Source organism: uncultured Sphingomonas sp., assembly GCF_937859915.1.
In the GTDB taxonomy this organism is placed as follows: Bacteria; Pseudomonadota; Alphaproteobacteria; order Sphingomonadales; family Sphingomonadaceae; genus Solisphingomonas.
Window position 1 is genome coordinate 6,314 of the sequence record NZ_CALMAW010000059.1, and the last position, 10,364, is coordinate 16,677.

General features: G+C 68.9%; 11 protein-coding genes, 1 tRNA gene and 1 pseudogene. 11 read left to right on the forward strand and 2 right to left on the reverse strand.

The window, feature by feature from the left end; genetic code table 11:
• Position 1 precedes the first annotated feature (1 nt).
• Positions 2–811 (forward strand): pyrroline-5-carboxylate reductase, encoded by an 810-nt coding sequence (gene proC / locus Q0326_RS08160; protein WP_298689003.1) that lies wholly within the window; start codon positions 2–4, stop codon positions 809–811.
• Between the two features lie 29 nt (positions 812–840).
• Positions 841–1,371 (forward strand): GNAT family N-acetyltransferase, encoded by a 531-nt coding sequence (locus tag Q0326_RS08165; protein WP_298689004.1) that lies wholly within the window; start codon positions 841–843, stop codon positions 1,369–1,371.
• A gap of 3 nt (positions 1,372–1,374) precedes the next feature.
• On the opposite strand, the gene Q0326_RS08170 is transcribed toward Q0326_RS08165, so the two are convergent.
• Positions 1,375–1,863 (reverse strand): helix-turn-helix domain-containing protein, encoded by a 489-nt coding sequence (locus Q0326_RS08170; RefSeq protein WP_298689006.1) that lies wholly within the window; start codon positions 1,861–1,863, stop codon positions 1,375–1,377.
• A gap of 74 nt (positions 1,864–1,937) precedes the next feature.
• On the opposite strand from Q0326_RS08170, the gene Q0326_RS08175 reads away from it, so the two are divergent.
• From Q0326_RS08175 to Q0326_RS08190, 4 genes are all read left to right on the forward strand, one after another.
• Positions 1,938–2,624 carry an HAD family phosphatase gene (locus Q0326_RS08175; protein ID WP_298689008.1) on the forward strand — a complete coding sequence of 229 codons (687 nt, stop codon included), beginning with the start codon at positions 1,938–1,940 and terminating at the stop codon, positions 2,622–2,624.
• A gap of 59 nt (positions 2,625–2,683) precedes the next feature.
• A tRNA-Gln gene (locus Q0326_RS08180) sits at positions 2,684–2,758 on the forward strand.
• 242 nt (positions 2,759–3,000) lie between these two features.
• Complete coding sequence (locus Q0326_RS08185) at positions 3,001–3,453, forward strand: PA2169 family four-helix-bundle protein (RefSeq protein ID WP_298689010.1); 453 nt, start codon at positions 3,001–3,003, stop codon at positions 3,451–3,453.
• A gap of 176 nt (positions 3,454–3,629) precedes the next feature.
• Positions 3,630–4,493: an alpha/beta fold hydrolase gene (locus Q0326_RS08190; RefSeq protein WP_298689012.1), complete on the forward strand. Its 864-nt coding sequence runs from the start codon at positions 3,630–3,632 to the stop codon at positions 4,491–4,493.
• Positions 4,494–4,673: 180 nt separating this feature from the next.
• Here the strand turns inward: Q0326_RS08190 and Q0326_RS08195 are convergent, their stop codons facing one another.
• Complete coding sequence (locus Q0326_RS08195) at positions 4,674–5,516, reverse strand: LysR substrate-binding domain-containing protein (protein ID WP_298689013.1); 843 nt, start codon at positions 5,514–5,516, stop codon at positions 4,674–4,676.
• A gap of 230 nt (positions 5,517–5,746) precedes the next feature.
• Between Q0326_RS08195 and Q0326_RS08200 the strand changes: the two genes are divergently transcribed.
• The 5 genes and pseudogenes from Q0326_RS08200 to Q0326_RS08220 all read left to right on the forward strand — a co-directional run bounded on the left by Q0326_RS08200 (position 5,747) and on the right by Q0326_RS08220 (position 10,270).
• Positions 5,747–6,538 carry an ABC transporter permease gene (locus Q0326_RS08200; RefSeq protein WP_298689015.1) on the forward strand — a complete coding sequence of 264 codons (792 nt, stop codon included), beginning with the start codon at positions 5,747–5,749 and terminating at the stop codon, positions 6,536–6,538.
• The gene (locus Q0326_RS08205) at positions 6,535–7,311 is read left to right on the forward strand and encodes an ABC transporter ATP-binding protein (RefSeq protein WP_298689017.1); all 777 of its coding nucleotides are present in this window, start codon (positions 6,535–6,537) and stop codon (positions 7,309–7,311) included. Before Q0326_RS08200 ends, Q0326_RS08205 begins: the two co-directional genes overlap by 4 nt.
• Position 7,312: 1 nt before the next feature.
• A pseudogene (locus Q0326_RS08210) lies at positions 7,313–7,927 on the forward strand (cysteine dioxygenase).
• Positions 7,924–9,153, forward strand: coding sequence for a rhodanese-like domain-containing protein (locus Q0326_RS08215; RefSeq protein WP_298689019.1), 1,230 nt, complete (start codon positions 7,924–7,926; stop codon positions 9,151–9,153). Before Q0326_RS08210 ends, Q0326_RS08215 begins: the two are co-directional and overlap by 4 nt.
• 28 nt (positions 9,154–9,181) lie before the next feature.
• Positions 9,182–10,270 carry an LLM class flavin-dependent oxidoreductase gene (locus Q0326_RS08220; RefSeq protein ID WP_298689021.1) on the forward strand — a complete coding sequence of 363 codons (1,089 nt, stop codon included), beginning with the start codon at positions 9,182–9,184 and terminating at the stop codon, positions 10,268–10,270.
• Positions 10,271–10,364: the final 94 nt, after the last annotated feature.

Genomic DNA, 10,364 nt, shown 5'->3' on the forward strand with positions numbered 1-10,364 from the left:
CATGAGCTTTCCCGCGGGGCCGTTATGGCTGATCGGTTGCGGCAACATGGGCGGGGCGATGCTCCGCGGCTGGCTCAGCGAAGGGATCGCACCCGCGCGCATCACGGTGATCCGCCCGTCGGGTGCCCCGGTCGCCGACGGTGTCGCAGTCCATACCGCGCCGCCGCCTGGTGGCGAGATGCCGGCGGTGCTGGTGCTGGCGATGAAGCCCCAGAAGCTCGACGAGGCGGTGCCTGCGCTCGCGCCGCTGGTCGGTGCGGGGACGCTGCTTGTCTCGGTGCTCGCCGGCGTCGAGATCGCCTCGCTGGCGCACCGCTTCCCTTCGCACCGCGCCATTGTGCGTGTCATGCCCAATACCCCCGTCGCGATCGGCGAGGGCGTGCTGCTGCTGCACGCCGGGGAGGCGGGTGCCGATGTGCGCGCCGAGACCGAGGCTCTGGTCCGGCCGCTCGGCGCGATCGAGTGGATCGCCGACGAGGCGCTGTTCGGCGCCGCGAGCGCGCTTTCGGGCTGCGGGCCCGCCTTTCTGTTCCGCTTCGTCGATGCGATGGCGCAGGCGGGAAGGGCGCTGGGTCTGCCGGACGACCAGGCGGCGCGGCTGGCGCTCGCCACGGTCGAGGGGGCGGCCCGGCTTGCCGGCCAATCGAATGAGAGCCCCTCGCGGCTCGCCGATCGCGTTGCGAGCCCGGGCGGGTCGACCCGCGCTGGGCTAGACGTGATCGACGACGGCGCCGCGCTCGTGGCGCTGATGACCCGCGTGCTCGCGGCCTCGGCGAGACGCAATGCAGAGATGGCGGCGGCGGCGCGTTGACCGCGATGTCGGGCGTTGATGCGACCAGGATGCGGCTCGAACGCGCGACCGCGACCGACATCCCGCTCGTCGTTGCGCTGATGAATCGCGCATTTCGCGGCAAAGGCGCGGTGCCCAGCTGGAATAGCGAGGCTGCCTATATCGACGGCGACCGCACCAGCGTCACGCTGATCGAGGCCGATCTCGCGCTGAAGCCCGATGCGCGCCTGCTGGTCGTGCGCCGCGACGACGCGTCGCCGTTCGCCAGCGTCTGGCTCGAGCCGCTGGGGCACGCGAGCTGGTATCTGGGCGCGCTGACCGTCGATCCCGCGATCCAGAATGGCGGCATCGGCGACCGGTTGCTCACCGCATCGGAGGCTTGGGTGCGCAGCCGGGGGGGAGACAGGATACGGATGACCGTCGTCAACGTCCGCGACGGCCTGATCGCCTGGTATCTACGCCGCGGCTATCGGCGCACAGGCGAGACCGAACCTTTCCCCTATGACGACAGCCGCTTCGGCGTGCCGTTGCGCGACGACCTGCATTTCGTCGTGCTCGACAAGCCGCTTGGCGGCGCCTGAGCGCTAGCTGCGAAGCTTCGCCAGCATCGGCCGCTCGGCGGCTGGCACCAAGCCCTCGAGCACCAGCCAGAAACCCGCCACCGCGGCCGGCCCCGCGTCGACATAGGCGGCCGACAGCCGCGCGCGCAACATCTCGAACAACGCGCTCTCGAGCGCCTGCCCCGCGTTGGTCAGCCGCAATAGACGCTGCCGACGATCGTCGCGTCCCGTGCGCGTCTCGATCAGGCCGCGCGTCGACAATTCCGTAATCACCCGCCCCAGCGACTGTTTGGTGATGCCCAGCAGCGTCAGCAGCGCGCTCACGGTCAGATCGGGTTGGCGCGCGATGAAATACAGCGCGCGGTGGTGGGCGCGGCCCAGACCTTCGGCGGCCAGCCGCTCGTCGATCGCGCCGAGCAACCGGCCATAGCCGAAGTGCATCAGCTCGATACCGCGACGAATCTCGGCTTCGCGCAGGAAGAGCGGGGAGGCGGGGCTCGACGGGGCGGCCATGTTGACCCGCCTACCCCCGCTGCCTAGGCGGGGGCAAGCGCGGCATCGCGTCGCGATGCGCGGGGACCGCCTGTATGCCGACAGCCATCACTGCGCTACCGCGCCGCGTCGCCGCCATCATTTTCGACATGGACGGAACGCTGCTCGACACCGAGGCGGTGCATCGGACCGCGATGCGCGCCGCCGCGGATGCGATCGGCCAAGACTTTCCCGACGCGCTGTTCCTGGATCTGGTCGGCGTGCATCGGGAAGAGAATAGCCGGACGTTGCGGGACCATTTCGGCGAGCATTTCCCGATCGAGGCCTTCTACGCCGATGCCGACGCGCGGTTCGAGGCGCTGTGGCGCGCCGGTACGCCGCTGCGTCCGGGTGCGCGCGACACGCTCGAATGGTTGGCGGACCGTGAGATGCCGATGGCGATCGCGACCTCGACGACGAGCCCGGCCGCCGAGGAGCGCCTCGCTCATGCCGGCCTCGCGCGCTTTTTCGCCACGGTGGTGACGCGCAGCGCTGTCGAACGGCCCAAGCCCGACCCCGAGGCCTATCTGCTCGCCGCGCGGCGGCTGGGCGTCGATCCGCGCGACTGCATCGCGGTCGAGGATTCGCCCAATGGCCTGCGCGCGGCGGCAGCGGCGCGCATGATGGCGCTGCTCGTCCCAGATCTGGTGCCCCCGAGCGCGGACGCGGCATCGCTGGCGCACGCCATCCTTCCGGACCTCGCCGCGATCCGGGCGCTGATCGAGTCTGCGCCTGCGATGTGACGCGCGGCACGCATCGGGCTTTCCTCGCGCGCAAAGCCCCGCTAAGGACCGGCCGGCCTTGGGGCGTCGCCAAGCGGTAAGGCACCGGCTTTTGATGCCGGCATTCGCAGGTTCGATCCCTGCCGCCCCAGCCAATGCTCCGCTATCGCCGCGCAAGTCGCGAGCGGAATGCCGAGCCGCGCGATGAACGCGGGTTGTCGCTACTGTCATATGGTTAATTAGTCCGTAACCATCATAATATAGGCGCGCCGGAACCGCGCCGTTCTACCAATAGTTCTGTGACCATGCGGCATAGCGAAGTGTTGCTTCGTTTTAGCCGCGCCCGGCGCCGATATTTTATTGGGACCCGTGCCGTCAGCCAGAGAGGAACGCAGCCATGTCCATCAACACCGATATCTCGAAGCTGGACGACCTGATCGTCACCGTGATCGACAGCGTCAAAGGCTATGATCATGCCGCAGACCATGCCGATGCTGGCGGATATGCCGATCTGTTCACGTCGCTCGCGGCCGAACGCCGGCAGGTGGTGACGGTGTTGCAGGATCAGAGCCGTGCGCTCGGCGGTACCCCCGGCGACTTCGGTTCGGCGGCCGCCACGCTGCATCGCGGTTTCGAAGATCTGCGTCGCGCGCTTGGCGGCGGCGACGAGGCGATCATCAAGGAGATCGAGCGCGGCGAGAATTATCTTCAGGAAGAGTTCGAACGCGCCATCGGAGATGACGCCGTGTCGCCCGAGACGTGCGTCATCATCGAGCGCTGCTATGTCGCGGTCCAGCGGGGGCATGATGAAGTCCGCCAGCTCAAGCATCGTCTCACGGCGGTCAGCTGAGGCCGCCGATCGCGCGCCCCCCGGCGCGAAGCAGGGAAGGGCGACCCGCCGGTTTTGATGCCGGGTCGCCCGGACGCTTCCAGTCTGCCGGCCCGAGCGAGCCGGCGCTGGTGCCGCTAGGATCGCCAACATCCCCGCGCTACCGTCTGCAGCCAACCGATTCGGAGCTGCATGCCATGCGCCTTCTGCTGTTCGCCGCCCTGAGCCTCGCGACGCCGGCGGTGGGTCAAGCCTTGCCCGCCGCGCTGGCGGCCGACCCGCCACGCGATGCGGCGCATCCGGCGCGACTCGAGCAGATCCGATATCCGACCGATGGCGTCGACGTGCCCGCCCGGCTGTTCGTCGCCTCCGGCGCGGGCGTGCATCCGACGGTGCTGCTGCTCCACGGCTTTCCCGGCACGGAGCTCAACCTCGATCTCGCACGCGTGCTGCAGCGGGCCGGCTGGAACGTGCTTGCGATCCACTATCGCGGCGTCTGGGGTGCGCCGGGATCGTTCAGCTTCAGCCATACGGTCGCGGACGCGCATGCCGCGCTGGCGTGGCTGCGGTCGCCGGCGGCGGCGGCATACGGGGTGGATCCGAAGCGGATCGTCGCGGTCGGCCACAGCATGGGCGGCTTCGATACGGTGATGCTCGGCGACGACAGGGCGCTCGCCGGCTACGTCCTGATCTCGGCCGCGAATATGGCCTCAAGCGCGCAGGCCGCCGGCTGGAGTGCCGCGAAACGCGCCGACTTCGCCGACGAAGCCAGCTACACCAATGCCAGTGTCGACCAGCTTGCCGCCGACGCGCAGGCGCATGCGGCGGAATGGAATTGGGCCAAGCGTGCCGCGATGATGGCCGGTCGTCCGGTCTTGGTGCTGACCTCGGACGATGGTCTGGCAGCCGACGGCGACGCCGTCGTTGCGGCGATCCGCAAGGCTGGCGGTCCCGGGGCGACCGCCGTGCATATGACCACCGACCATAGCTATAATGATCACCGCGTCGCGCTTGCGACGACGATCGCGCAGTGGCTCAGCGCGAGCCTCCCGCAGCGATAGCATTGTCGCGAACGCGCGGACGGAAAGGCCGAGGCGGTCACCGCGAGCGTCGCTACCGCGGCGAGCATCGCATTGGCCCCGCTACGGTCGCTCCCACCAGTCACCGAGGATGCGGCCCGGCCCAGGAGAACGGAAAGGCACGAGGCGGATCGCGCGGTACCCACGGATTGTCGAGCCGGTCTAAAGCGTACGCACGACGTCGGCGGCAAGGCTTGCCAAGCTTGCCAGGCGTGCCTTGGCCGGATCATGACTGTCCGCCTGCGCGATGATGAAGGCGACATCGGGCAGCCGCGGCAGCAGGTCGCCGAGCAAGGGCTGGGCCTTGAGGAAGATCGCGGTGCGGCAGGTGATGCCCAGCCCAGCCTCTACCGCGGCGCGCATCGTCGACAGATTGGGGGTCTCGACCGCGATCCGATACGGGCGTCCTGCGCGCTGGAGGCTGGTGATCGCGGCGTCGCGGAAGCGGCACGGTGTCTCGAGCACCGCCAGCGGCACGACCTCGCGTTCCGCCAAGCGCTGCTCGCCGAACCAGGCCATCGGCGCGACACGGATCGCTGCGGGATCGTCGGCCGCGGCATAGCCTAGGATGATATCGAGCTGGCTGCGGCCCAGCATCGCCAGCAGTTCGGCGGTGCCTGCGACGCGCGCAAAAATCTGCGTGTCGGGGTGCAGCGCCGAGAAATGCGCAAGCACGCCGGTAAGCAGTGTATCAGCGAAATCCTGGACCATGCCGATGCGCACCGGCCCCGAGAACAAACCGGCGCTGATTGCGTGAAGCGCCTCGTCGTGCAGGCTGAGCACGCGGCGCGCATAGTCGAGTAGCAGCGTGCCCGAGGCGGTCAGCGCCAGCCGCCGCCCTTCACGCGTAAACAAGGGCTGCTGGACCAGTTCCTCGAGCCGCTTGATCTGCAGGCTGAGCGCGGATTGCGACAGGAACACCTGGTCTGCCGCATTGAGCATCGTGCCGGCGTCGACGATCGCGACGAAGCTGCGGAGCAGCGTGGTGGGCAGGTTCACGGACATGTGCATTGTCTATTCAACGAATAGGGTATGACCAGCGTGCTTCGGCTTGTCCCCGGGCAAGGCTTTCTATCGGTGGCGATCCTGCGTCGCCAGAATCCCGCATTATCAAGGTGTCGATCGGTACCTAGGCGCCGGTATAGGGATTGCTCATGGGTACAACAGAATATCTCAATTGATTGGACGCCGCATCGCGGGCCCTTTCGCGTGGCAGCACCGAATGAGGAATGGCCATGCAGAGATCGGGCGCCGGATGGGCATATCAGTTGAAGGGCGCGCGCTGGCTGTCGCCGATCGTGCTTCTGCTGCTGTGGGAATTGGGATCGCGGGCCGGCCTGATCCCCGAGCGCACGCTGGCGGCGCCCTCGTCGGTGATCGCGACATTGCTCGGCATGATCCAGTCGGGCGAGCTGCTGCGCAACCTGCTCGTGTCGTTCGGGCGGGCCGCGATCGGACTGGCGATCGGTGTGACGATCGGGACGGTGCTGGCGCTGGTCGCCGGCCTGTCGCGTTCGGGTGATGCCGCGATCGATCCGGTCATGCAGATCAAGCGGACGATCCCGGTGGTGGCATTGTCGCCGCTGTTCATCGTCTGGTTCGGGATCGGCGAGACGCCCAAGATCGCGCTGATCGCCTTCGCGACGATTTTCCCGGTCTATCTCAACCTCTATCAGGGCATTCGCGGCATCGACGTCAGGCTGGTCGATGCCGCGCGCAGCTTCGGGCTGAGCCAGGCCGAGCTGATCCGTCACGTCATCCTGCCCGGCGCGCTGCCGTCCTTCCTGACCGGGCTGCGCTATGCGCTGTCGATCGCGGTGATCCTGCTGGTCATTGCCGAGCAGATCAACGCCTCGTCCGGACTCGGCTTTCTCATCAACAACGCGCGTGACTTCATGCGCACCGACATCATCGTCGTGTGCCTGATGGTCTACGCGATCCTCGGCCTCGGCGCCGATCTCATCGTCCGCGCGGTCGAGACGCGCGCGCTCGCCTGGCGACCCAATCTGGTGGAGGCTCGGTCATGAGCGAAGTCCTGCGTATCCCGCTGGCCGCGGTCCCGACGCCGCGCCCTGAACCCGTCGTCCGGCTTGCCAATTTCACGCGCAGCTTCGGCGACACCAGCGTGATCCGGAACCTCGATCTCGCGATCGCGCCGGGCGAGTTCGTCGCGCTGCTCGGCCGATCGGGATCGGGCAAGACGACGCTGCTGCGCACGCTCGCCGGGCTCGACGACGTCCAGGGGCAGGATGTGCGCGTGCCCGCCTCGCGCGCCACCGTGTTCCAGGACGCGCGGCTGCTGCCGTGGAAGAAGGTCTGGCAGAATGTCGCGCTCGGTCTGCGCGGCGGGGCGCCTCGGCATCATGCCGAGCAGGCGCTGCGCGAGGTCGGGCTCGACCATCGGCTCGCTGCCTGGCCGCTGACGCTGTCGGGCGGCGAGGCGCAGCGCGCCGCGCTCGCCCGCGCGCTCGTCCGCAAGCCCGAACTGCTGTTGCTCGACGAGCCGTTCGCGGCGCTCGACGCGCTGACCCGGATCAAGATGCACGCGCTGGTGCTGGCGCTGTGGCGCGCGCATCAGCCCGCGGTGCTGCTGGTGACGCACGACGTCGAGGAGGCGATGGCGCTCGCCGACCGTATCCTCGTGCTCGACAAGGGGCAGGTCGCCGCCGAGGAGCGGATCACCGCGGTGCGCGGCCATCGCGGCGGCGTCGTCCGCACGCTGCGCGCGAAGCTGCTCGGTCATCTTGGACTTGAAGTCGGCGACGGCGTCTATGCCGATCTCATCGGGCGCGAGCACTGACATGGCGAGCGCCTCTCCCTTCGCCTTGCCGCGCCCGGCCGGCACCGCGCGCCTGCGCGACTTCGTCACGGACTTCGGCGCTCTGCTCGACCGGCGCGACGATGAGGCGACGATCCTCGCCGAAGGCGGGATCCTGCTCGCCGATCTTGTCGCCGACGACGATTGGCTACCCGACGCCTATGCCGTCCCCGATCCGGCGCGCTACCGCCAATATCTGCTCCATTGCGACAGCCGCGAGCGTTTCTCGGTGGTGAGCTTCGTGTAAGGGCCGGGGCAGGCGACGCCGATCCACGACCACCGCGTCTGGGGCCTGGTCGGCGTGCTGCGCGGGGCCGAGATATCCGAACGGTTCGCGCAATCGGCGAACGGCACGTTGCGCCGCCTCGGCGAGGGCCGGATCGACGCCGGCCAGATCGATCCGGTCTCGCCGCGCCTGGGCGACATCCACCGCGTCAGCAACGCGCATGCCGATCGCGTGTCGATCAGCATCCATGTCTATGGCGCCAATATCGGCGCGGTCGAGCGCGCGACCTACGACGCCGCCGGCACGCCGAAACGCTTCATCTCGGGCTATGCGAACGACACGCTGCCCAACATCTGGGACCGCTTGCGATGACCCGCGCCACGACCCCGCAGGCGGTGCGCCGCGCCCTGCTGCTGCGTCGCGAGATCGCGCTGCTCGATCTGCGCGACGAGGCGCGGTTCGCGACCGCGCATCCGCTGTTCGCGGCCAATCTCGCCCATGACCGGATCGATCTCGAGGCCGAGGCGCGGCTGCCGCGCAAGGACGTGCCGATCGTGCTCTACGACGATGGCGAGGGTCTGGTTGCCGAGGCGGCGGCGCGACTGGCGGCGCTCGGCTATGCCGACATCACCGGCCTCGAAGGTGGTCTCTCCGGCTGGCGTGCCGCCGGCTACGAGCTGTTCCAGGACGTCAACAGCTATTCCAAGGCGTTCGGCGAACTGGTCGAGGCGCGGCGGCACACGCCGTCACTGGTAGCCGGAGACGTCGCCGCGCTGATCGAGGAAAAGGCCGACATTGCGATCCTCGATGCGCGCCGCTTCGAGGAATATGCGACGATGAACATTCCGGGCTCGACCAGCGTCCCCGGCGCCGAACTGGTGCTCCGCGCCCGCGACGTGGCGCCCGATCCCGACACCCTGATCATCGTCAACTGCGCCGGGCGCACGCGTTCGATCATCGGCACGCAGTCGCTGATCAATGCCGGGGTGCCCAACCGAGTCGTCGCGCTGCGCAACGGCACGATCGGCTGGACGCTCGCAGGGCAGGCGCTCCAGCACGGGGCCGATCGCCGCGCTGCGCCCGGTACGGCCGACGAGGCGCGGGCAAAGGCGCGCGCCGTCGCCTATAGAGCCGGCGTCCGCCACATCACGCCCGACGACGCAGCGGTGCTCGCCACCGATAGCCCGCGCACCCTCTACCGCTTCGATGTCCGTTCCTCAAAAGACTATGCCGCCGGCCACATCGCGGGCTTCCGCCATTATCCCGGTGGCCAGCTCGTCCAGGAGACCGACATGGCGGCGCCCGTCCGCGGCGCGCGCCTCCTGCTCGCCGACGACATCGGCGTGCGCGCGGACATGACTGCCTCCTGGCTCAGCCAGATGGGCTGGGAGGTCTATGTGCTCGCGGGCGGCTTCGACGGCGCGCTCGAGACCGGCGCGCCGCCCGCGATCCCGCCGCCCGATCCCGCGCATCGCTACAAGCGTCCCTATGAGGGCACCGATAACGCGGCGGCGGCGATGCAGGCCTATCTCGACTGGGAATATGGCCTCGTCGACCAACTCGCCCGCGACGCCACCCACGGCTTCTTCGTCATCTGATCTTTTCGACCCCAGCAGGAGATATTCCATGCCCGTCAAGTTCATCGGCTATATCGGCTTCAACGACACCTCCGAGATCCACGGCGCGACGCGCGTCCGCGCGCTCGACAAAGCCTATGTCGAGGCGGCGGCCAAGGCGCAGGAGAAAGGCGGTTTCGACCGCGTCTTGATCCCGTTCGGATCGAACACGCCCGAAAGCCAGATCGTCGCCGCGCACGCCGCCGCGATCACATCGTCTCTCGGTTTCCTGATCGCGCACCGTCCCGGCTTCACCCAGCCGACCGTCGCAGCGCGCCAGCTCGCCACGCTCGACCAGCTGTCGGGCGGCCGCGTCGCGGTCCACATCATCACCGGCGGTGCCGATGCCGAAATGGCGCGCGACGGCGACCATTCGGTCAAGGATGATCGCTATGCGCGCACCGACGAATATCTGACCATCCTCAAGCAGGAATGGTCGGCGGAGGCCCCGTTCGATCATGCCGGGCGCTTCTACAATGTGATCCAGGGGTTCAGCGCGGTGAAGCCGACCAACCTGCCGATCTTCTTCGGCGGTTCGTCGCCCGCAGCACTCGACGTCGCCGGCCGCCATGCCGATGTCTATGCGCTGTGGGGCGAGACGCAGGCGCAGGTCCGCGAGGCGGTGTCGACGATCCGCGCGTCGGCGGCGCGTTACGGCCGGCGCCCGGGCTTCTCGCTGTCGCTGCGCCCGGTGATCGCGAACACCGAGGAGGCGGCGTGGAAGAAGGCCGACGCGATCGTCGAGCGGGTCCGCGACCTGCGCGCCTCGGCGGGAGCGGCGACCGAAGGCCATGCGCCGCCCAATGCCGGCTCGCAGCGCCTGCTCGAGGCTGCCAAGGCCGGCTACCGCGCCGATACGCGGCTATGGACCGGGCTGGCGGCGGTGGCCGGCGCGCAGGGCAATTCGACGGGACTGGTCGGCACGCCCGAACAGGTCGCCGACGCGCTGCTCGATTATTATGATCTCGGCATCGATCATTTCCTGATCCGCGGTTTCGAGCCGCTCGCCGACGCGATCGACTATGGCGACCAGCTGCTCCCGCTCGTCCACGCGCTGGTCGCCGCGCGCGACGCCGAACCCAAGCGGGCCGCCGGATGAGCGAGAATCTCTGGGCCGAGGCGGCGGGCGAGCGCGCGGCACCCCCGCCGCCGCCCGTCGAGCGGCGCCCCCGGCGCTGGCCGCTGCTCGTCAT

Bases quoted from the DNA above. Each gene is read 5' to 3' on its own strand.
- proC (WP_298689003.1), top strand. From the start codon at position 2: ATGAGCTTTCCCGCGGGGCCGTTATGGCTGATCGGTTGCGGCAACATG.
- Q0326_RS08165 (WP_298689004.1), top strand. From the start codon at position 841: ATGCGGCTCGAACGCGCGACCGCGACCGACATCCCGCTCGTCGTTGCG.
- Q0326_RS08170 (WP_298689006.1), bottom strand. From the start codon at position 1,863: ATGGCCGCCCCGTCGAGCCCCGCCTCCCCGCTCTTCCTGCGCGAAGCC.
- Q0326_RS08175 (WP_298689008.1), top strand. From the start codon at position 1,938: ATGCCGACAGCCATCACTGCGCTACCGCGCCGCGTCGCCGCCATCATT.
- Q0326_RS08185 (WP_298689010.1), top strand. From the start codon at position 3,001: ATGTCCATCAACACCGATATCTCGAAGCTGGACGACCTGATCGTCACC.
- Q0326_RS08190 (WP_298689012.1), top strand. From the start codon at position 3,630: ATGCGCCTTCTGCTGTTCGCCGCCCTGAGCCTCGCGACGCCGGCGGTG.
- Q0326_RS08195 (WP_298689013.1), bottom strand. From the start codon at position 5,516: ATGTCCGTGAACCTGCCCACCACGCTGCTCCGCAGCTTCGTCGCGATC.
- Q0326_RS08200 (WP_298689015.1), top strand. From the start codon at position 5,747: ATGCAGAGATCGGGCGCCGGATGGGCATATCAGTTGAAGGGCGCGCGC.
- Q0326_RS08205 (WP_298689017.1), top strand. From the start codon at position 6,535: ATGAGCGAAGTCCTGCGTATCCCGCTGGCCGCGGTCCCGACGCCGCGC.
- Q0326_RS08215 (WP_298689019.1), top strand. From the start codon at position 7,924: ATGACCCGCGCCACGACCCCGCAGGCGGTGCGCCGCGCCCTGCTGCTG.
- Q0326_RS08220 (WP_298689021.1), top strand. From the start codon at position 9,182: ATGCCCGTCAAGTTCATCGGCTATATCGGCTTCAACGACACCTCCGAG.